Origin of the sequence: Psychrobacter sp. SC65A.3, assembly GCF_025642195.1 — a bacterium.
Lineage (GTDB): Bacteria > Pseudomonadota > Gammaproteobacteria > Pseudomonadales > Moraxellaceae > Psychrobacter > Psychrobacter cryohalolentis.
The window spans coordinates 2019423-2041257 of record NZ_CP106752.1 but is presented as its reverse complement, the minus strand read 5'-3'; the positions used below and the strand labels follow the sequence as shown (position 1 = coordinate 2041257).

16 protein-coding genes and 1 riboswitch are annotated in these 21835 nt (G+C 43.1%); of the genes, 8 read left to right on the top strand and 8 right to left on the bottom strand.

What is annotated here, in order from left to right; genetic code table 11:
• Positions 1-5: 5 nt before the first annotated feature.
• The 4 genes from OEG80_RS08555 to OEG80_RS08540 all read left to right on the top strand — a co-directional run bounded on the left by OEG80_RS08555 (position 6) and on the right by OEG80_RS08540 (position 6256).
• Positions 6-2996 carry a ComEC/Rec2 family competence protein gene (locus OEG80_RS08555; RefSeq protein ID WP_263240375.1) on the top strand — a complete coding sequence of 997 codons (2991 nt, stop codon included), beginning with the start codon at positions 6-8 and terminating at the stop codon, positions 2994-2996.
• Between the two features lie 256 nt (positions 2997-3252).
• Positions 3253-4308, top strand: a complete 1056-nt coding sequence (gene sppA, locus OEG80_RS08550; protein WP_020443076.1) for a signal peptide peptidase SppA — start codon at positions 3253-3255, stop codon at positions 4306-4308.
• 160 nt (positions 4309-4468) lie between these two features.
• A complete protein-coding gene (locus OEG80_RS08545; protein WP_201551534.1) occupies positions 4469-5359 on the top strand; it encodes an alpha/beta fold hydrolase in 891 nt (296 codons plus the stop codon).
• Between the two features lie 111 nt (positions 5360-5470).
• The gene (locus tag OEG80_RS08540) at positions 5471-6256 is read left to right on the top strand and encodes a CPBP family intramembrane glutamic endopeptidase (RefSeq protein WP_263240372.1); all 786 of its coding nucleotides are present in this window, start codon (positions 5471-5473) and stop codon (positions 6254-6256) included.
• A 103-nt stretch (positions 6257-6359) separates the two neighbouring features.
• Here OEG80_RS08540 and dusA read toward each other — a convergent pair whose 3' ends face one another.
• The 3 genes from dusA to OEG80_RS08525 all read right to left on the bottom strand — a co-directional run bounded on the left by dusA (position 6360) and on the right by OEG80_RS08525 (position 10677).
• Positions 6360-7331 carry a tRNA dihydrouridine(20/20a) synthase DusA gene (gene dusA / locus OEG80_RS08535; RefSeq protein ID WP_263240371.1) on the bottom strand — a complete coding sequence of 324 codons (972 nt, stop codon included), beginning with the start codon at positions 7329-7331 and terminating at the stop codon, positions 6360-6362.
• A gap of 150 nt (positions 7332-7481) precedes the next feature.
• Positions 7482-8783, bottom strand: a complete 1302-nt coding sequence (locus OEG80_RS08530) for an MFS transporter (RefSeq protein ID WP_263240369.1) — start codon at positions 8781-8783, stop codon at positions 7482-7484.
• Positions 8784-8976: 193 nt separating this feature from the next.
• On the bottom strand, positions 8977-10677 hold the full coding sequence (locus OEG80_RS08525; protein ID WP_263240368.1) for a phospholipase D family protein: 1701 nt from the start codon (positions 10675-10677) through the stop codon (positions 8977-8979).
• A 424-nt stretch (positions 10678-11101) separates the two neighbouring features.
• On the opposite strand from OEG80_RS08525, the gene OEG80_RS08520 reads away from it, so the two are divergent.
• From OEG80_RS08520 to OEG80_RS08505, 4 genes are all read left to right on the top strand, one after another.
• On the top strand, positions 11102-12370 hold the full coding sequence (locus OEG80_RS08520) for an O-succinylhomoserine sulfhydrylase (RefSeq protein WP_263240367.1): 1269 nt from the start codon (positions 11102-11104) through the stop codon (positions 12368-12370).
• 84 nt (positions 12371-12454) lie between these two features.
• Positions 12455-12784, top strand: a complete 330-nt coding sequence (locus OEG80_RS08515; RefSeq protein WP_263240366.1) for a YbaB/EbfC family nucleoid-associated protein — start codon at positions 12455-12457, stop codon at positions 12782-12784.
• Between the two features lie 109 nt (positions 12785-12893).
• Positions 12894-13487 (top strand): recombination mediator RecR, encoded by a 594-nt coding sequence (recR, locus tag OEG80_RS08510; protein WP_020443082.1) that lies wholly within the window; start codon positions 12894-12896, stop codon positions 13485-13487.
• A 148-nt stretch (positions 13488-13635) separates the two neighbouring features.
• Positions 13636-14934, top strand: a complete 1299-nt coding sequence (locus OEG80_RS08505; protein ID WP_263240364.1) for a ribonuclease D — start codon at positions 13636-13638, stop codon at positions 14932-14934.
• 17 nt (positions 14935-14951) lie between these two features.
• On the opposite strand, the gene OEG80_RS08500 is transcribed toward OEG80_RS08505, so the two are convergent.
• The 5 genes from OEG80_RS08500 to gcvT form a co-directional block, all read right to left on the bottom strand.
• The gene (locus tag OEG80_RS08500) at positions 14952-15629 is read right to left on the bottom strand and encodes an esterase/lipase family protein (protein ID WP_149408767.1); all 678 of its coding nucleotides are present in this window, start codon (positions 15627-15629) and stop codon (positions 14952-14954) included.
• Positions 15630-15790: 161 nt separating this feature from the next.
• Positions 15791-18688 (bottom strand): aminomethyl-transferring glycine dehydrogenase, encoded by a 2898-nt coding sequence (gcvP, locus tag OEG80_RS08495; protein ID WP_263240361.1) that lies wholly within the window; start codon positions 18686-18688, stop codon positions 15791-15793.
• Positions 18689-18751: 63 nt separating this feature from the next.
• Positions 18752-19510, bottom strand: coding sequence for a nitroreductase family protein (locus OEG80_RS08490; protein WP_263240358.1), 759 nt, complete (start codon positions 19508-19510; stop codon positions 18752-18754).
• A 349-nt stretch (positions 19511-19859) separates the two neighbouring features.
• Complete coding sequence (gene gcvH / locus OEG80_RS08485; protein WP_011280078.1) at positions 19860-20240, bottom strand: glycine cleavage system protein GcvH; 381 nt, start codon at positions 20238-20240, stop codon at positions 19860-19862.
• Positions 20241-20306: 66 nt separating this feature from the next.
• Positions 20307-21479, bottom strand: a complete 1173-nt coding sequence (gcvT, locus tag OEG80_RS08480; RefSeq protein WP_020443087.1) for a glycine cleavage system aminomethyltransferase GcvT — start codon at positions 21477-21479, stop codon at positions 20307-20309.
• 169 nt (positions 21480-21648) lie between these two features.
• A riboswitch (glycine riboswitch) is annotated at positions 21649-21787 on the bottom strand.
• Positions 21788-21835: the final 48 nt, after the last annotated feature.

Genomic DNA, 21835 nt, shown 5'->3' with positions numbered 1-21835 from the left:
CACTGGTGTATTGGTTAATAGGTAGCTTTATCATCCTTGCTATGATGGGTGTTTTGGCGGTTGCTGATAGCACGCCTATACTAATAATGCCGCTATTTATGGATAGCGCCAGCACTCCTGTTCTGACTATTTCATTCGTACTTCTTACCTTTATTTTAATTTTGATAAGCCAGTTTACTATCCCGTCAGTTAATCCTATCAATTCTGTAAAAAATACGTCTCATCACTCTAGGTTTGCTTCTCGTATTCTCTATTTTATATCAATCGCTATACTAGTAAGCACTTTGGTTATTGGTAGTGGTTTGAAGGCACTAGTAAGTCACCAACAAGCAGACGATCAAAAAATTACTGAGCCAATGCGTGTGCAGGCTTTGGTTCATATAGAGGGAATAAGCGATAGTGTGTATGATGCTGGTACCGATACTGGCTATCGGCAAGTGGCGATCATCAGTCAAATATTGCCATTGGTTTCTGAGCTGACAGCGCAAGACTTAGATAAAGTGACAGCAGAATATGGAGCAGGGCTAAATAATAGCTTAAGCGGCGATGATATCAAGTATGAATCTTCAAATGCCATATCTTCACATCAAAACACACTCGCTGAAAACGCTGTTCAAGATAAGGTATACCGCGTCCTACTCAATGCTTACCCAAAAAAGCCAGCCAAACAGTCATCTAAGACTAACTCTCAGAAAAAATCTAAAAAAACAAAAAAACAAAGTCAGATTGCTGACTTAAATCATTTGCAGCCGGGTGATAGATTGTTTATGACCTTGAAGCTGGCACCGCTTGCTACTTCTGAGCAAGTATCAAATAACCCATCAGGGTTTGATAGTTATCGCTGGCTACGTAGTCGGCACATTGACGGCGTTGCCAATATACTGGCTACCAGCAGCGCAATTTTGCCATCCAGTCACCCACAGATACAGTCACATTCAAATTCAAATTCGCATTTACTCTCTTCTGATTCTTATTTAACACGGTTGCGTACTGCTATTGACCAAGGGCGTTGGCAATTACGTCAGCACTTTTATAAAGATTGGGCTACAAATACTGCTGCAGAGCAACAAGCAAAAGCGGTCACATTAAGCTTGCTGACCGGTGATCGCAGTTTAATTAATCGTGAGACCAAAGATCTATATCAGTTGGCTGGCATTTCACATTTATTAGCAATATCGGGTACACATGTTTTGTTTTTAGCGATTGTGCTGGCTGGTATAGTTATCCTATTGATTAATCGTCTGTATCCCGCTCTATATCGCTATATTCCGCGCTGGCACGTACGTTGGTGGGTGATGATTAGCGCCGCATTTATTTATGCATTGTTTACAGGGTTTGATGTGCCCGCTGCACGTACCGCATGGATGCTACTGGCAATTGGTCTGACAAGACTAACTTTATTGCCCGTCAGTACCATGCGCGTATTACTTGCTCTGGCAGTACTGATGGCATGGCATGACCCTTATGTATTATGGCAAGCAGGTTATTGGCTGTCCTTTATTGCCGTGGCGTTATTGCTTAAATATGAAGATACCTCACAAAATCAGCCATTAACATCAAACCAACCCTCTACTTCTTATGACAAATTACTCAGACGTTTATGGCTAAGTTTTAAGCGCTTATTTAAGTTACAGTGTTGGCTATTTCTAGCTCTTTTACCTGTAACTTTGTTGCTCTTTGGCAAAGCGTCATTATGGGGATTAATCGTAAATCTTTTTGCTATTGGCTTATTTGGTTGGATTATTGTACCGCTGAATTTATTGGCTGGGCTTTGCTATCTTATATTGCCGTCTGTAGCCAATATTATTTGGATGTTAGTTACTGTGATTGTCAGTAACCTACAGGAACTGATAGCATGGCTAACGGCAATGCCTGTGCTATCAGATGCGTGGCTTTATACGCCCGTTAATGCCGCTATTTTGCTCATGGCATTATTAACCCTGTTACCTTGGTTGCTACCTCGCGGTCTGATCAGTCGTTGGTTAGTATTGCCACCGCTCAGTCTTTTGGTAATGACGGTATATGCCAATCAGCAGTCACTGACTACGACACCCACTCTATATATATTGCCAACGGGTGATCATTATATAAGTGCCACTTTATTACAATATCCTGGCGTCAATGATAAAGATGCCAAAAATACCAGCTGGCTGTTTTTGGCAGATCATAGACCCAGTAACACTAAAATTAAGACCATGCCCAGCAATCTGACGGCAGATAAATTCTCTGCCATGTTAGCGCAGCAATTGGGCAGCTTATCTGTCAATAAGCTAGAGGGCATCGTCGTACAAAGCAGTAGTAGTGGCGTGACTGATTCACGCGTTTACGATAAAAAGAGCAGCGCAGTGAGTCCTAATGATTCAGAACTCTTACCCATGATAGTCGCTCAGCTCAGTCAGAGATTGCCTGTGAGCCAATACTGGCAAGCAGGACGTAGTGAGCGTTGGTCTGCGCTGCATCAAGCTTATAAAGTTACTACGGACTCTCAAAAGACGGCAACTATCAGCGCCCAACGTTGCGAATCCGGTAAAATATGGCAGCTGCCAAATGGCAACTTAACGTTGCAAGCAATCACAGGTTGGAGCAAGCTAGAGGACGCCAGTGTTTGGGATTGTACTGTGGCTATTGATAGCAGCACGCCCATACGAGTGCTCAAGTATCAAGCAAATGATCCTCTCAAGTCATTACCTGCTAACTCACAAACACCTATGTCAAAAAGCCAACCACTATCTAACCAAGCAAATATGTCGCAATCGCGGCTAATTTTGAATGCAGATACGCATGAGCGAACTTGGCAAATGTGGTCGTTGCTATGCTCGGCTGATTTAACCAATAGCAATATAGCCATGAATCATACGACATGGCTGGGTCACAGTACCTCACATATCTCGAATGAGGTAATCACCCAGCAACAAATAGATGAGATAATAACCTATGATAATAAACCGTTAGAAGTGGCTTTATCTTCTGATGCGCTATTCAAAGAGGGTGATTAGGAATTGTTCCAATATCAATAATGTTGCAGATGTTATTGGGAACTCCTAATATCTAGTGATAGTGTTTTATTTGTGATATCACATTTATAAAATACACGTATTTCACAGAGATGCTATTGAACCACGAGTAAAATGGCACCATACTTAACCACCTATTCATACAGAAAACTTAAACAGTAAGAATCTCGAATTTTCTGTCGTAAGTTTATATAATCTGTCTTTTATCGTTTTACATTGTTTCTACTTAGGAAGTTATATGCCCAACTGGCCGCCAGACCCTAACAAACGTCCTGATAATTCGGCAAATCAGCCAGCACCGATGCAGCAGTCAAACCAGCCGAGCGGGCAAGAATGGCGACTGATTGAAAATACTTTATTAGCAAGCGTGGTCGAGCAACGCCGTGCTCGTCGTTGGAGTATTTTCTTTAAGCTACTGACCTTTGGCTATATTTTATTGATATTTTTGACGATTGGTCGTAGCTGTAGTACTGAAGCACCCACTGGTCTTGATGGTATCGATACCAGTAAGCCGCATTTGGCAGTGGTTGAGCTTCAAGGAACTATTAGCAGTGGTGATGTCGCTAATGCTTATGATGTCAATGATGCGCTCACACGCGCCTTTAAAAACAGTAACTCAAAGGCAGTGGCGCTCGATATCAACTCACCGGGTGGCTCGCCTGTGCAGTCAGATGAAATCTGGCAGACTATGATGGATTTGCGTAAAGAATATCCAGATAAAAAGCTTTATGCAGTGATTGGTGATATGGGGGCTTCTGGCGCGTATTATATCGCATCAGCGGCTGATGAGATTTATGTCAACCCATCAAGCCTAGTCGGTTCGATCGGCGTCATTATGCCAAGTTATAATGTAAAAGGCTTGATGGACAAGGTCGGCGTAGAAGATCGCACCATTACAGCAGGTGAATATAAAGATATCTTGAGTTTATCACGTCCCCTAACGGATTATGAAGAAAAGCATGTTGAAAAAGTGCTAGACAATACTCATAAGCACTTTATTAATGCCGTAAAAGAAGGTCGTGGCGATCGTCTAAAAAATCCTGAACAAAATAAGCTGTTTTCGGGACTGTTTTGGACAGGTGAGCAATCTATCGAGCTTGGCTTGGCGGACAAAAAAGGCAGTATCTCAAGTTTAGAGAAGCAGCTTAAATTAAATAACGTGGTTAATTATACGCCAAGTGATCCGTTCCAATTATTTATGGATCGCTTCGCCGTCAAATTGGGCGCAGGTGTGGGTTCAAGTATCAATCTTGATCTCTTGCCATCAGAAGAAGGCAACGCGCAGATGCGTTAATAGACTTTAATTTTTAGCGTTACCGTGTATGATTGTTAAGGCTGAGCGTATGATTACGCTCAGCCTTATTTATGTGTCGCTATCTAGCATTTAAAACCATAAATACAATACAAACCACTATAACAACTATAACAACTATAACAACTAATGAGAATGTGTCATGAGTGAAGTCAATTTGCAGTCTTTTGCGTCCTTACCGATATCGAAAATAACCCAAAAACCAGTCATCCATTTTGCTCATGCCAATGGAATGCCAAGTCCTGTCTATGAGCCGTTTTTTGAGAAATTGGCTGAATTTTTTACTATTGAATATATCTCCATGTTAGGCGATACGCCTGATTATCCGGTCGATAACCAATGGCGAAGTCTCACGCAGCAGATTGTCGATAGCGTCAAGGATACCTGTAAAAAACATGGCGTTAAGCAAGTCGTAGCCGTCGGGCATTCGCTTGGTGCCATGTGTACCTTGCAAGCGTTGTACCGTGCACCTGAGTACTTTTCGCAAGCCGTTCTGATGGATCCACCATGGATTTATGGCAAAGTTAGCTTGCTATGGCATCTTGCCAAGACAGCAGATCGATTGCCATTGATGAATAATCGTTTGATGGATAAGCTATCGCCAGCTGGCGTGTCTAAGCATCGCCGTGACGTATGGGATAGCCGAGAAGATGCGTATGACAAACTGCGCCATAAAGGATTTTTTAAAGATTTTACTGAGCGCAGTTTTCAAGGTTATATTGAGCATGGTCTGCATGAGCGTGCCGATGGTAAAGTTACCTTGGCGATTCCAAAAGCCAGTGAAGTCGCCGTCTTTCGCACCAACCCTTCTTGGTATTGGTTGACCCCAAATCGAGCCCCTAAAGTGCCAGTTACCTTGATTATTGGTGAGGACAGTATCTTTTTAAAACGTCGATTCCCGCAACAAATAAAGTCGCGCTTACGTATTCCTTATATTACTCATGCGGGCGGTCATATGTTTCCACTTGAGCATCCAGAGTCTGTGTCAGAGCAGGTATTAGCATTGATTGAAAAACAGTTATCTGCCAAATAACAACAGACTTTGTTTTTAATCAATTTCCTTACGCTAAACTGATTGTCTTTGTGAGCAGTTTTTAAGCAATGCTTCAGTATCTTTTCGAGTAAACCTATTATGTCAATGCGAATGCCAAATAAGAGCACCGCTGAAAACAACAAAGTTGTCATACATCCTCAGCCTTTATTCACATGCTTAGGCACTTTATTGCTTATCATAGGCATGGTGGTTTTTTTCTTTATCAGTCAATTGATCGGGATTTACATCGCTGGCAAACTGGTATTACCAACTGCCAAAAGCGCAACGGTCGGCGATATTTTCTTTTTTGGCAGCAATGATGGAACGGTTGTCAGTATTTCTATCATGATAGGCTGCGTGTTATTAGTGGCAATCAGTGCGTTGGTTATACGCGTGAGAGGCGGCAATTTAAAGCAGTATTTGGCATTAAGACCGTTCTCATTGGCGGTCGGTATGGGCATGATAGGGCTGCTGTTAATATTTATGATTGGCAGTCAGGCATTGACGTATATGCTTGATAAATCACCGTTGGCGTTTGTAGATCCTTTATATCAGTCTGTCAGCTCAGTATGGCTACTTATTTTTGCGATGGTTATCGTCGCGCCCATTTATGAAGAACTCATATTTCGTGGCATATTGTGGTCGGCGATTGCAGAGCAATTCACCTCGCCACCTGATACAGAATATCGCGGGGCAATCGTAGCAAGTCTAGTGACCAGTTTGATATTTGCGGTCATTCATTTGCAATATGGAATTTACGAGATCAGTACCATCGTGGTGTTAGCATTACTATTTTGCTATGCGCGTATCAAATCAGGCTCGCTGATATTGCCCATGTTATTACATATTATAAATAACGGCGCGGCTATGTGGCAGTATTTGGCGCAAGTAGCATAAAGAATAACAGTGAATATCTGATAATTAATACTTACGCCGTATGCATTGTTATTTAATAGTAGGTTTCATCAGGCATCAGGCATCAGGCATCAGGCATCAGGCATCAGGCATCAGGGTTAAGGGCTAATACTTCAGTCGCCGCGTGCTTGATATCATCGATGGTCAATTGAGGCTTACCGCTCAATGCTTGACGCCATTTTCGAGCACCCACTAATCCTTGGAATAACCCTAAATAGTGCCGAGTCATCGTTGGAAGTGCTTCACCTTTAGCTATTTGCTCTTCTAAATAAGGATACAGCTGAGCTAGTATAACTGAACGCTTCGGGACAGGGGTGTCCCACAAGCTATTGGCTTCGGCTAACAAATACGGGTTGTGATAAAAGGCGCGCCCAATCATAACGCCATCGATATGCTCAAGATGCGCCTCAATATCAGCGACGGTCTCAATCCCACCATTTATCTCAATATCAAGGGTAGGAAAGTCCTGCTTTAAACGATATACATCTTCATAACGTAGTGGCGGTATCTCACGATTTTGCTTTGGGCTCAAGCCTTGTAGCCACGCCGTACGCGCATGAACGATAAAGCGTGTACAACCACCTGCTGCTACCTTTTGTACAAAATCCGCCATAAATTCATAACTGTCAAAGTCATCAATGCCAATACGATGCTTGACCGTGACTGGAATATCGACTGCCGCTTGCATATGCTTGACCAAGTCTGCAACGGTATTGGGTTCTGCCATCAAGCAAGCACCGATTTTATTGTGCTGTACACGATCAGAGGGGCAGCCCACATTAATATTAACCTCATCATAACCATGCTGCTGAGCAAATTCTGCACACTGCGTCATCTCAGCGATATCTGCGCCGCCAAGTTGCAATACCAGCGGATGTTCAAGAGTATCAAAGCGTAAATGCCGTGCACGATTGCCATGTATCAGCGCGCCCGTACTGATCATCTCGGTATACAAATAGACATGTGGGTTAAAAAGACGGGCAAAATAACGATAATCCGTCGTTGTCCAATCAATCATGGGTGCAACCGAAAGACGTTTATTGGTCATATCAACCATAGTGGTTAAGCCTTAATTTTTTAGAAATTTTTGAAGATGTATATGCTAAATGCTGATGGTATATGTGTCAGTTTACGTATCACTTGCGATGGCTTGTAAAGCTACAATGAATAGGCTGATAAAAGATCAGCCTATTTGGATAAAATAACACTATATAACTTGATCGATTTTTTTGAGTTCAGGCAGATTATAAAAATAAATCCCCATAATTATGGCAATAAAACCGATAAAGACGATATAGAGTGCAGGAGAAAAGCTCACATATAAAGTGGCGTAGCCAAGCCCGAACGGTATCAATACCCCAACAATACCATAAGTGACATTGTAGCAAAAAGCCATTCCGGTGAGTCGCACATTGGTAGGAAATAGTTGAATCAAGATGGCAGGTATCATGCCGATAACACCTGCACAAAAGCCTAAAAGTGCATACATAATAAGGATATAGTCGCCACTTGCCTCTAAATGATAGAAGAAAGCAAGCATTTGAGCGATTAAGATAATAGAGCCTATCGCCAAAATTTTGCCAAAGTTTTGATGGTTAGAGATGATGCCATAAAAGACACAACCAAAAATCATAAAGACGATGCCAAGACTGTGCGAGAATCCAAACAAGTCAGTATCAAGTGTAAAGCGTAATTCAATCAAATCAGGCAGTAAAATAACAACGACTGTGGTAATACTTGAGGCAATTAAAGTGAGAACCAGACCAATAAAGATAGCATGTTTACAATGCTTAAATAGGGTTGTAAAAGGCTTAGCAACATAATCACTGGGTCTTGAACTTTTCATCTGAGTGAAAAACGGTGTTTCTTCTATCCATCGCCAGGCAAGGAGCGGTAAGACCGTCAGGATAGCTGCGATAAAGAAGGGCAAACGCCAGCCATAATCTGCCAATTGCTCAGTGGTCAACGTACTGTTTAACCAGAGAAAAAAAGCATTAGAAAATAAAACGCCCACAAAAAAGCTTGCAGTAACGTAGCTACAGCCTACAGACAGATATTGGCGCGGCACGTGCTCTGCGACAAACACCCAAGAAAGTGGCACATAAAGACCGTATGCCATGCCATGTATGATTCGCAAGACGATAAACAATGCTGGCGCTGCCAAACCCCACTGTGCATAAGTAGGCAAACATCCCATCGCCAATAAGCTTGCTGCCGTAATCAAGATACTGATTAGTAATAACGGTTTACGACCTTTTATATCGCCATAACGTCCAAAGATAACACCGCCAATTGGGCGTGCCACATAACCAATTGCAAATAATGACAGCCCCTGTATCTTCATAAGATTGGGATCTGAGCTAACAGGAAATAAAGTCGCTGCCAACATATCTGCAAGATATAGGTATATTAAAAAGTCGAAAAACGCTATTGCACTGCTATAGCAAGTAAACAGTACCGTATTTTTATCTTTAGAAGACATAAGTGCATATTGAGAACGAGAAGGCATATTAGGTCACGCATCCAGACATTAAGGTATTCGTTAAGGCAGTCATTATCTAAATAACTGCCTATAATAAAAAACGATAAATTATCATTGCTAATGATTTATCGTCAAAATAAGACGTTTATGTCAAATATGATTATATGAAACAGAATTAAGCCAAGAGCATTCAACTTCAGTTTCTTTTATATTGAGCCAACTATAATAGCCAATCAATAGGTAACCATGACATGATGGTTAGCCAAACATGGTCACTGACATCGACGCGCGGCTCTGAATCATAAATGACTTTCTTATCTTTTTCCATGGTATGCCATTGTAAATCACCGTTTTCTAGTAACTTCACTTCATACGCTTGGTTTAGTAAGTCATCGCTCAATGCACCATGCAACTGAGTCGCAAGCTCATCATCATTGATAATCACGCCCATCTCAGTATTAATATTAGCCGAGCGCGGGTCAACATTATATGAGCCAATGAATACTTGATAGTCATCAACGGCGAAAGCTTTTGCATGTAAACTGGTTGAAGATTGGCTACGCGCTTTCCAAAGTTTGTTTTCACGCTTTTCTTCAGAAGCGGTTGATTTTAGCTCATAAATCTTGACTCCCGCGCGCAGTAAACTAGGACGCCATTGGCTATAGCCAGAATGTACCGCTGTTACGTCGGTTGCATCAAATGAATTGGTGAGAATTTTGATTTCGATACCAGATTCTGCTAATGCGACCAACGTATTAACACCGTCTTTGGTCGGTACAAAGTAGGAGGAGATAATAGTCAGTTTCTTTGATGGACTACCGAGCAAAGTGCGCAGCTGATGCACCAAATTGGTGTCTGCTGGCACAGTTTTAGTCAATTTACCGACGTCATCACTTAAGAATTGCATGTCCGTCCAGCGAAACGGCACGCGTTTATTAATCAAATCCGTATCGATAGAGGAGTCTTCTATGGCTGCTTTATACACTGATAAGCTGCCACTGCTACTACTTTTCTCATCGGCTTTTAACTTATCGAGCCCTTGTACGAAGTCAGTCGTCTCTCCTTTATCAAGGGTCGCTAAGGTTTGAATATCGAATGATATTGGTGCTGACCAGTAGCTGGCAAAGCTATTATCAATATCTGCCACCACTTTACCAATCAATAGTACATCCAAATCTGCGAACTGACTGCTTTTGTCATTGCTTAGGTATTCATCACCGATATTACGACCACCAATAATGGTGATTTGCTTATCAAAAATCATGCTTTTATTGTGCATGCGTCTATTGATACGTGGCAGACCGGTGACAAAATTTAAAGTCTGAAATTTACGATGCATAAGTGGATTGATGATACGCACAGCAATATTAGGGTGACTGGCAAAACGCAGTAAATGCTGATCAAACTTAGCATTATTATTAAAATCATCGAGCAGTAAACGTACGATCACGCCGCGCTCTGCCGCATCCCATAAGTCTTTGAGCATCAGCTGACCGGCTTGATCATCGTGCCAAATATAGTACTGGGCATCGATATTTCGCGTTGCCATACCTGTCAATATACTGCGTGAGGCAAAAGCATTGGCGCCCGTCACAATTGGATGATAGCCTGATAAATCAGGGTGAATTTCACTCTGTTGACTGATGGCAGCAACCAAATCAAGACTATCCGTGTTTGGGGTAGCAAGGTCTGTGCTGACAGTCGTAGTATTTATAGGATCGCCCTCTTTTTGGGCATCTTTTTCTATTTCAGCTTGTTTGCTGATGTCCGATTGGTATAAAGCATTGACCCGTGCGGATAGTGCTTGGCTTTCAGGCAAGTGCGGCTGCTTGGGTAAGCTTTGGCATCCACTAAGACCTAAGGTGAGACCGAGTGTCAGGCTCAACGATAAGTTGCTGGGTTCTATACTGAACATCGACATAAATAAATTACCTTAGTGAGCCTTTATATAATGGAGAAGTTGCCAAAAAATATGTATGGATTTCTTGGTGGTTTTGCAGATAATAACACTGATTATAAGGCATATGATAATATCGCCTAAGGCAAAGTTTAAATCGCCGCTAAGCTTATCAGGTGTCGGCATCTGTGCCTATTATAAATACGTTACTTTTATAAAATATTGCCTGTATTAGATATTGTTCTTATTGGATCTAGGTAGCACAATTTTTGCTTCTTATTTCTAATAAGTGATAGGTTAGGCAAAATAATAGACAGTCAGCGCTGAAAACTGCTGCTTTGAAGCTGCTGCTTGGAATAATTTATCATGATATGATAACGCGAATACGTGAAGTTTATAATCAAAAATAAACGCTATTGTAAATAACAATCAAGGCAATGGAAACTTTATGAGTCAACCGCAAAATAAAGACAATATAAACGGCTTGGATGCAAACTGGTGCAATGATGCACTGGATTTAGAACTCGATTATGGTATGCAAACCATTGCAGTACGTGCAGGTCAGCATCGTACCGATGAGGGCGAACATTCAGAAGCTATTTTTACAACCAGCTCCTATGTATATAGCTCAGCAGCTGATGCTGCCGGTCATTTTGATGGCACTAAAACGGGCAATGTCTACTCACGTCATACCAATCCAAGCGTACGTACCTTTGAGCGCCGTTTAGCAGCACTTGAAAACGGTGAGCGTGCAGTCGCAACAGCCTCTGGCATGGGTGCGATTTTGACCATGTGTTTGGCGTACTTAAAAGCCGGTGACCATTTACTTGCTGCTAATCAGCTATTTGGCTCCTCTATTGGTCTGTTTAATAACTATATGGCAAAGTTTGGTGTAGAAGTCAGTTACGTTGATTGTTTCGACAATGACGCATGGGCAAATGCTGTTCAACCAAATACTAAGGTGATTTATTGCGAAAGCCCCAGTAATCCATTGGCACAGATTTGTGATATTGGCTTTTTAAGCCAGCTATGTAAAGCCAATGATATACTCTTGGTCGTTGACAACTGCTTTGCCACCCCAGCTTTGCAACGTCCGCTTGATTTGGGTGCCGATGTGGTGATTCATTCTGCAACCAAATACTTAGACGGTCAGGGTCGAGTACTTGGTGGCGCGTTAGTCGGTAGCGATAAGCTGATGCAAGAAGCGTTTACCGTCATACGTTCAGGCGGTATCAGCATGAGCCCTTTTAATGCTTGGGTGTTTACCAAGGGACTTGAAACGCTTAAATTACGTATGCAAGCGCATTGTAGTAATGCCAATCAAGTGGCAAAGTTTTTGGTTAATCATCCCAATGTCAGCACCGTACACTTTTCAGGCTTGAGCGACCATCCATCGCATGAGTTGACCAAACGTCAGCATCATATAAAAGACGGCTTTGGAGCAATTATGGGTTTTGAAGTGCAGCCATCAGAGACGCGTGATTCCAAATCTGCCGCATGGCATGTCATTGATTCAACTCAAATGGTCTCTATCACCAATAATTTGGGTGATGCGAAAACAACGATTACCCATCCTGCAACAACGACCCATTTTCGTTTGAGCGCCCAAGAGCGCGCAGAAGCAGGCGTAAAAGACGGTCTGATTCGTCTGTCGGTCGGTCTAGAAGATGTGGAAGATATCATCAAAGATTTGGCGCGTGGTTTAGACAGTTTGTAAAGATAACGGTATAATTGCTATTAGTATTTTATTTTTTATTATCAAAACCCCCATTATTTATTATTAAAAAACCAAGAGGCAACTATGAATATCCAAGCATTGATGCAACAAGCACAAACCATGCAAAAGAAAGTCGAAGCAAACGTCGAAAATGCTAAAAAAGAGCTTGGCAGTAAAGAAGTGCATGCAGAAGCGGGCAGTGGTCTGGTAAAAGTAACCATGACAGGTCGTCATGTGGTTAAGCGCTTGACCATTGATCCAAGCTTATTAGAAGATGAGCCAGATATGATCGAAGATCTTATCGCTGCTGCTATCAATGATGCGGTGCGCCAAGCAGATGCGCTATATGAAGAAACCATGGCTGGCGCGACCTCAGGTATGGGCTTGCCACCAGGTATGCAAGGTATGTTCTAAGTAGCTGGTTCTTAAACGCTAAAGGCGACATATTAAAGAAAATGGGGTTGTTATCGACATGATACGACCCCATTTTCATAGCTATGATTTATAAACAAAGGACATCACTTTGCTGACAGCCAAATTTGATCAGCTGGTCAAACAGTTGCGTATCTTGCCGGGCGTTGGTCAAAAAAGCGCTCAACGTATGGCGCTGCATCTACTCACCAAAAAACGCCCACAAGGCATGGCACTTGCTCAAGCGCTTGATGAAGCGATGCGTGATATCGTCGAATGTCAGCGCTGCCATAGCTTTAGCGATGAGGCTGTTTGCCCATTATGCCAAGATCCTAGGCGTGATGATGCATTGCTATGCGTGGTTGAGACAGCAGCTGACGTGATGGCGATAGAGCAGACGGCAGGCTATCGTGGGCGTTATTTTGTGTTAGGTGGTCACTTATCACCGATTGATGGCATTAGTGCTGATGATTTAAATATTGAGCAACTGGTCTGGCGCGTCAAGCAAGAGCCTGTTGAAGAGCTGATATTGGCGACCGGTACGACGGTTGAAGGGCAAACGACCGCGCACTTTATCAGTGAGGCAGTCAGTCGTCATGTCAATAAAGTCACGCGTCTGGCGCAAGGCGTACCGATGGGCGGTGAGCTTGAATATCTTGACAGCATGACCCTTGGACAAGCGATGCAAAACCGCTCCTTTTTATAGCCTTCTTATCTTTATCAGATTAAAATCTTGCGCATTTTATTCAATGATGTGGTTATAATTGCTTATATTATTTTATCGCTTTCTCTTTTAATTTTATTAAGACGTGCTTTAGCGTTTTATTCTCTCTTATCAATGCAGGTATCTGCCCGTGTCTAACACTGCTCCAACCGAATCAAACCTTCAAAATACATTTTCGGCTGACGAATTACACCATTCAATCAATCCAGCCAAATTAGTAGACCTGCCAGTAGAGCCGGATATTGACGCATTATTAGATATTGCTGATGAGGTTACCGTCACTTGGGTGCGTAAGCAAAGCCAGTTGGATGAAGTGATTGAGGCATTGGCCACTTGCGGGCGTGTGGCATTAGATACCGAGTTTATCAAGCGCGATACCTATTATCCACGCTTAGCACTGATACAGCTGAATACTGGCAATCATGTATATTTATTAGATGCGCCGCAGTTACAGCTGAGTGAGCTATGGCAAGCACTTATGAAAGTTGATGTGGCTATCTGGCATGCTTGTGGTGAAGATTTAGGTATATTTTATCTATTGTCCGGCTGCCCGCCGCTGACCAATATTTTTGATACGCAAATTGCCTTGTCCTACTTAACAGGTCAATTACAGATGGGCTACCAGCAAGCGCTTGATGAGCAGCTCGATATGCATATTGATAAGGAACAAAGCCAGTCAGATTGGTTACAGCGTCCATTATCAGATGAGCAAGAGCAGTATGCGATTGATGACGTGCGCTTTTTACCTGCGTTATATTTGAGTCTTGAATACGCCCTAAAATCTCAAGGTCTCTATGAGTATGTCTGGGAAGACTGTCAGCTTTACGCCAACGACTTATATGATGCTCAAAATGTTGCAGACGAGCAGATGTATCTAACCATGGCAGATTATCGCTATACCTCTGAGCAAATGGCCATATTGCAGGCGGTAGCCACATGGCGTGAAGAGCTGGCGCGCTCAACCAATCAGCCACGTACTTTTGTCATAAAAAAACAAGCGGTGCGTGAGATTATCACTGAAAAACCAAACACGATGCGTGAGCTTGCGCATAAGACAACGATACATCGCAGTATGTTGCGACTGTATGGTGAAGAATTACTCAAAGTGATAAAGGAAGCAAAAAATCTGCATCCTGCAGAATATCCAGATTCTCTATTGCCGCCGTATCGCTCAAAGAATAAAGTACTCTCAAAAGCGGTACAAAAAACGATAGATGATCAAGCAAGAGTTACCGGCGTACCTGCCAATGTCTTGATGCGTAAAAAATGGCTTGGGCAATTATATGAAGTGATTGCTTTTGATCAAGATATCAGCGAGTTGCCGCAAGGGTTGAAAGGCTGGCGTCATGATTGGGTAATGCACACCTTTATTCCCGTTATCGAAGCGCATAAAACCGAGCTACAGCAAGGCATGGGTATCAATGTATAGGGTTTAACGCCTGATACTTATCTGCGTTCAAATTGACCGTACTGTAAAAAATATCCTGTCTGCTTGGCAACGTTAGTATCAATCAACATGCCGGTATGCGATACAGGCAGGATTAAATGGTCAGCCGCTGCTTCAAGTTTGGTCTCTTTTAAATAGACGGTGCCATCATGCACCAGATGTTCATCAAGCAATGGGTTATGAGCTTGGCGTAATTTGCGATTATGATATTGCAGAAATATCTGACCCAAACCGTATGGACGATTCCCAGCAATCACGCCAAGGGTAATATGCTCAGGTAATGGCCCAACGGTGCCATCTAATGCATCGATATAGGATTGCCCAACGATAGCAGGGCTCAGCCGCCAAATATAATTCGCACAAATACTGCCCATATGCGGTGTCCCAAGGGTCACGCAGCGACCAATTTGCCACTTAGGATACTGAGTAACAAAATCACGAATAATCAAACCGCCCAAGCTATGACCGACCAAATGTATCGGCTCATCAGGATGATGATTTTTTTCAAGCCACTTATTAAGCCGTTGGCTATTGGTTTGAATACCATCGCGCATACTACGATAGCCAAATTGATGAGTTTTAAACCCTGCTGCTTGTAAGCGTTTGGCAAGTGGTCGCATAATCCAAGCCGTTTGGTGCAGACCATGGATAAGAATGACAAGATTATTTTTCTGCATATGTGATTCTAACCAAGTGGATGATATGAATAGATTAATAGCCATTTTATTATAGCGCTAAATGTTAGTAGTAAAATAAAAACCTCCAAATCAGCTGCTGACTTGGAGGTTTATTTTTATCTTTTATAAAGTATCAAAACTAAGACTATATAAAACTGGGATTACATATAGTTCTCGATACTTGGGCACGAACACATGAGGTTTTTGTCACCATAGGCGTCATCGACACGTGCCACACTTGGCCAGAATTTATTGGTGCGGATATAAGGCAGTGGGAATGCTGCTGTCTCACGGCTGTATGGATAGGTCCATTCGCCGTCAATTACCATAGCAGCTGTATGCGGGGCATTGACCAATGGATTGTTCTCTAACGTCCAGTTGTCTTCGCCCGCTTTGGCTTTCAGCGCTTCCGCTTTAATAGATTTTAGAGCACTGATAAAGCGATCAAGCTCTTCTTTTGACTCTGATTCTGTCGGCTCAATCATCAAGGTGCCCGCTACTGGGAAACTCATGGTTGGTGAGTGGAAACCATAATCCATCAAGCGTTTCGCGATATCGCTTTCACTGATGCCCGTCTCTTCTTTTAAAGGACGAATATCGATGATACATTCGTGAGCAACGCGACCGTTTTTACCCGTATATAGCACAGGGTAATGGTCTTTTAATTCAGCGGCAACATAGTTGGCATTCAGTAGCGCAAGCTCGGTCGCTTTTAATAAACCATCGCGTCCCATCATGGCAATGTACATCCATGAAATAGGCAAAATGCTCGCTGAGCCATAAGGGGCTGCTGATACTGCTGAGCAGTCTTTTTGTGCATTGTGCACAGGGCTTAAAGTATGGTTAGCCATAAATGGCGCCAGATGCGCCTTCATACCGATAGGACCCATACCAGGACCACCGCCGCCATGTGGGATACAGAAGGTTTTATGCAAGTTCATGTGCAGTACATCAGCACCAACGTCAGCTGGCTGCATCATGCCAACCTGCGCATTCATATTAGCGCCATCCATATAAACTTGACCGCCATGTTTATGAATGAGGTCACAGATTTTACGGATACCTTCTTCAAACACACCATGCGTCGATGGGTAGGTGATCATCAATGCACCTAGACGCGCGCTATGCTCTTCAGATTTAGCAGTTAGGTCATCGATATCAACGTTGCCATTGTCATCAGTTTTGACCACAACCACTTTCATGCCCATCATCATAGCAGTCGCAGGGTTAGTACCATGCGCTGACATAGGGATCAAGCAAACATCACGGTCAGTCTCACCGAGTGATTCATGATAACGACGAATCGCTAGCAAGCCTGCATATTCACCTGAAGCGCCAGAGTTTGGCTGCATAGAGACATCATCAAAACCGGTAATGGCTTTTAATTGCTCTTGCAAGCTATCAATCATAGCAACGTAGCCTGTGACTTGGTCACGCGGTGCAAAAGGATGCACATTGGCAAATTCAGGCCAAGTGATCGGTAGCATCTCACTGGTGGCATTCAATTTCATGGTGCAGCTACCGAGTGAAATCATGCTGCGGTTCATCGCCAAATCTTTGTCTTCAAGCGATTTTAAATAGCGCAGCATTTCATGCTCGGTATGATGCGAGTTGAATACTGGATGCGATAAGATAGCATCAGTACGTAAATGAGCACTATCAAGAGAGACACGAGCGTCTTCTGGTAGATCATGTGCTTTAGTAACGAACAGCTGAGTTAGGACATTAAAGTCTTTCTGATCGCTGGTTTCACTGAATGCAACGCTTAATTTGGTCTCACCAAGACGCCATAAGTTATAACCAACATTGTCAGCATTTTGAAAGATTTGGCTAGCAAGTTTTTCTGAGCCACAATCAACCACAACGCTATCAAAGAATTGATCATGGACAACATTTAAATTACTATCGTTGGCGTTTTTGATGACGTCAGCGAAGGCAGTCGCAAATGCATGGATACGAGTAGCGATACGCTTTACACCACCTGGACCATGATAAACGGCATACATACCAGCTAGGTTTGCCAATAGTACTTGTGAGGTACAGATGTTTGAGTTGGCTTTTTCACGGCGGATATGCTGCTCACGAGTCTGTAGCGCCATACGTAGGGCAGTATTGCCTTGTGAGTCTTTTGATACCCCGATGATACGACCAGGTGCTGAGCGCTTGGCTTTATCAGAGAACGCAAAGTAGGCGGCATGTGGACCACCAAAGCCCATTGGAATACCAAAACGCTGCGTGCTACCCAATGCCACGTCTGCGCCCATGTCCGCTGGTGATTTTAGTAACACCAAACTCATGATGTCACTGACGACACTCACATAAGTTTTATTTTTCTTAACGGCAGCGATAACGTCGGTTAGGTCTTTAATATCGCCTTCAACACCGACATATTGGAATAATGCACCAAAATAGTCGCCTGATTTAGCCAGTTCAAAATCACCAACAACCACTTCCCAACCAAAATATTTGGCACGAGTATTAATAACATCTAGCGTTTGCGGATAGACGCGGTCATCAACGAAAAACTGCATAGACTTGCTTTTGCTGACACGTTTTGACATTGCCATCGCTTCAGCAGCAGCCGTTGCTTCATCAAGCAGTGAGGCGCCAGCAAGCTCAAGACCAGTCAGGTCGATACAAACTTGTTGGAAGTTAAGCAAGGCTTCTAGGCGACCTTGAGCGATTTCTGCCTGATAAGGCGTGTAAGCGGTATACCAACCTGGATTTTCAAGGACGTTGCGCTGAATAACTGCTGGCATACGCACAGGCGAGTAACCTTGACCGATATAGCTCTTATTAACAGTGATGTCATCTGCCATGGTACGCAATTTGGCAAGCGCTGCGTGCTCACTCATCGCCACTGGCAAATCTAATTCTTTATGCAGACGTACTGGTTCAGGCACGGTATCATTGATAAAGCTTGCCATGTCGCTATAACCAATAGCGCTGAGCAGGTCAGCTTGTTTGGCATCATTTGAGCCAAGATGACGATAAACAAATTCGGCTTCATTGAACAAGCCTTCAAACGTATCAAGAGTTGGGTTTTGAGAGATAGTCATGGTGATCCTTGGTAAATATAGGAATAAAGGAGATGGCTATAATAAAAATAGGGTAGTAGCAGGTTATACGTAATATACAAATTGGTCTTGTTCAAAGCGGAACTGGGTATTGTAAACGCCATTATCAGCACGCTCCCCAGCACCAATCATCATAACGATATGATGATTATCACTCAGTTTTAATAAGCGCTTCATAGCAGGCTCATCGAAACCGCCCATCGGGCAGCTATCAAATCCATGCGCGCGTAAGGCAAGCATCAGGTTTCCAGCCGCTAATGCGGTGTTATTGGTTGCCCAATTTTTGGTATCTTCAAAGGTATAATAAGGCGATTTTATAGGACCCTTTATACGTCTGACTACTTGAATGGCGCCCCATTTGGCTACTGATACCACGTTAGCAGGTCCACGCAAAAAATCTAAGGCAACGACTTTGTTGTAGTAGTCTTTGACTTTTTTTGGCACCGGCATATCAGGGTATTCACGCAATATTTGCTTTGCATGGTCATGCCAAACGTCAGTACGAGCAACGACAGCGATTAAACGTGCTGAGGTTTTTGCTGCGTTTTGATTCATACAGTTTTTGACCGCGCGCTTACGCTTACCAGCATCATCAATAACATAAAATTCCCATGGCTGAAGATTGCTTGAGTTTGGGGCAAGCATCGCCAAACGCAGGCAGTCTGCTAATACATCGTCAGGTATCGGCGCATCTGTAAATCGGCGTACCGAACGGCGCGACTCTACCACCTCACAAAATGCTTGCAGCTGCGGGGTGTGACTAGGCGTCGCAAGAATGTCTTTATTGCCAGTATTAGAATTCATAGTAGGATCCATGCTGAGGAATGAGTAATCAGCTTCAGGCATTATCGATTGCATATCTTCAATAATGTCTGACGAGTGATTAATATGAATAAATCAGATAGCAGTTGGGCGTCATAAATTGAGTGCTGATTGTCTTGAAAATACTGCATTGAAAACACGGTCTTGCCATTATTGTCTTAAAAGTAAAGCGCACAGATACCAGCGCTTGCCAGTATCTGTCGAGTTGCTTCTTTTAATCAGTAAACATTTTATAAATAACAATCTTATCAAAGACTGTCTTATCAATAAAAATATTAAAAGCAGCAATACTAAAGTTAAATGCTGCTTTTAAGAGAGCATAAGACTGATATTACAGCTCGTTTTCGTACTCATCAGCCGTTAGCAGTGCTTCATAGTCAGCGATATTGTCAGGCTTCATTCTGAAGAACCAACCTTCACCATATGGATCAGAGTTGATGATTTCTGGATCATCTTCTAAGGCCTCATTGATAGCAACCACTTCACCTGAAATAGGCGCGTAAACGTCAGATGCGGCTTTTACTGATTCAACAACAGAGATTTCGTCATCGACAGCGATGATGTCACCTACGTCTGGCAATTCAACAAATACTACGTCACCCAATAGGTCTTGAGCATGATCAGTGATACCAACCGTGATAGTACCGTCGTCTTCTAAGCGTAACCACTCGTGGCTGGCGATGTATTTTAGTTCTGCTGGGATATTACTCATGGTTTCTCTCCTAGGTGATAGAGGTTAATTAATAAAAAAGAAAGCTAATAATAGATTTTCTGTTGCCTACGAGTCAAACTGCTGCTTGCCATTACGGACAAACGGTAGTTTAAGCACGCGTACATCGACGAACTTACCTTTACCGCGCAGATCAATTTGCACATTGTCATCTTCTGCTAGGGTAGCAGGAACACGGGCGATGGCGATAGAATTTTTGAGGCTAGGAGAGAAAGTACCACTAGTAATGATACCTTTTTGCTCTTTATCAGTGCCTTGATTAATGGTCACTTCCATACCTTCACGTAATACGCCACGGCTAGTCATTAATAAGCCCACTTGCTTCATAGCAGTATTGTCATCTTTTGACTGTTTGCGTTTACTGACCATAGCATCGCGACCAATAAAGTCACGATCGTCTTTTAGCGCCAGTGTCCAGCCCATGTTGCACTCATAAGGGCTAACATCTTCATTCATATCATGACCATAGAGGTTCATGCCAGCTTCCATACGCAATGTATCACGAGCGCCAAGACCGGCAGGCTTTATACCATTGGCTTTTAATTGCTCAAAGAACGCCGGCGCATCATCGCCATGCATAATGACTTCGACGCCATCTTCACCGGTGTAGCCCGTACGAGCGACGAACCAATCTGTACCTTCGATGTCTGTTAAATCAGCACCAACGAAAGGCTTAAGACCAGCTAAGGTATCTGCCCAGCTAGGTTTGGTTTGCGCCAGTTTTTCAACGGCGTTTGGTCCTTGCACGGCAATCATGGCAAGCTCTGGCCGCTCAGTGATGCTGATGTCAAAACCTTCAGCGACTTTGTCAAATTGCGCCATGTCTTTATCGCGAGTAGCAGCGTTTGAGACGATACGGTATTCAGTAGCGTTTTCGTTCATCAGGTAAACGATTAAGTCATCGATGACGCCACCTTGCTCGTTGAGCATGCCAGAATATAGCGCTTTACCGACGGTTTTGAGTTTATCGACATCATTAGCCAGTAGCTTTTGTAGCCATGCTTTGCTGTCAGCACCTGTGACATCAGCGACGACCATATGTGAGACATCAAACATACCAGCATCAGTACGCACCGCTTCGTGCTCTTCGATTTGTGAGCCATAATGGATTGGCAATTCCCAACCAGAAAAATCCACCAGTTTGCCATCACTCTCGACATGAGACTGATAAAGGGGTGTGCGTTGAGGAGCTTGGCTGTTAGTATTTTGAGTATCGGTCATAACAAATCCTTATGTGGACATTAGCTATACTTAGTAAAAGTATTAGAGCTGATGTACATGATCATAGTAGCGAGAAGCAATATTGCAGGGTACAAGCATTGCAACCAAGGGTAGTACAGAAATAAGATAAAACTATCCGCCAAACAAACGCTTAACGTCAGTTTAGAGGGAAGCCCTATCTGTCCTGTGACCTGAGATTTTCAACACGATCCATCATCGTAATTCTTCAACAGAGCAATGATGTCGCGTTTTCTCCCCTTCGGTGGGTAAGACGTCGTCCGTCCTTACCGCTCTCCAGATTTGTTATGCCTAAGGTTTGAAGAACAATACGCCAATCAGCGTGATGCAAATAAACC

Bases quoted from the DNA above. Each gene is read 5' to 3' on its own strand.
- OEG80_RS08490 (WP_263240358.1), bottom strand. From the start codon at position 19,510: ATGAATTCTAATACTGGCAATAAAGACATTCTTGCGACGCCTAGTCAC.
- OEG80_RS08500 (WP_149408767.1), bottom strand. From the start codon at position 15,629: ATGCAGAAAAATAATCTTGTCATTCTTATCCATGGTCTGCACCAAACG.
- OEG80_RS08530 (WP_263240369.1), bottom strand. From the start codon at position 8,783: ATGCCTTCTCGTTCTCAATATGCACTTATGTCTTCTAAAGATAAAAAT.
- dusA (WP_263240371.1), bottom strand. From the start codon at position 7,331: ATGGTTGATATGACCAATAAACGTCTTTCGGTTGCACCCATGATTGAT.
- OEG80_RS08545 (WP_201551534.1), top strand. From the start codon at position 4,469: ATGAGTGAAGTCAATTTGCAGTCTTTTGCGTCCTTACCGATATCGAAA.
- gcvT (WP_020443087.1), bottom strand. From the start codon at position 21,479: ATGACCGATACTCAAAATACTAACAGCCAAGCTCCTCAACGCACACCC.
- gcvH (WP_011280078.1), bottom strand. From the start codon at position 20,240: ATGAGTAATATCCCAGCAGAACTAAAATACATCGCCAGCCACGAGTGG.
- sppA (WP_020443076.1), top strand. From the start codon at position 3,253: ATGCCCAACTGGCCGCCAGACCCTAACAAACGTCCTGATAATTCGGCA.
- OEG80_RS08520 (WP_263240367.1), top strand. From the start codon at position 11,102: ATGAGTCAACCGCAAAATAAAGACAATATAAACGGCTTGGATGCAAAC.
- OEG80_RS08515 (WP_263240366.1), top strand. From the start codon at position 12,455: ATGAATATCCAAGCATTGATGCAACAAGCACAAACCATGCAAAAGAAA.
- OEG80_RS08525 (WP_263240368.1), bottom strand. From the start codon at position 10,677: ATGTCGATGTTCAGTATAGAACCCAGCAACTTATCGTTGAGCCTGACA.
- OEG80_RS08540 (WP_263240372.1), top strand. From the start codon at position 5,471: ATGCCAAATAAGAGCACCGCTGAAAACAACAAAGTTGTCATACATCCT.
- gcvP (WP_263240361.1), bottom strand. From the start codon at position 18,688: ATGACTATCTCTCAAAACCCAACTCTTGATACGTTTGAAGGCTTGTTC.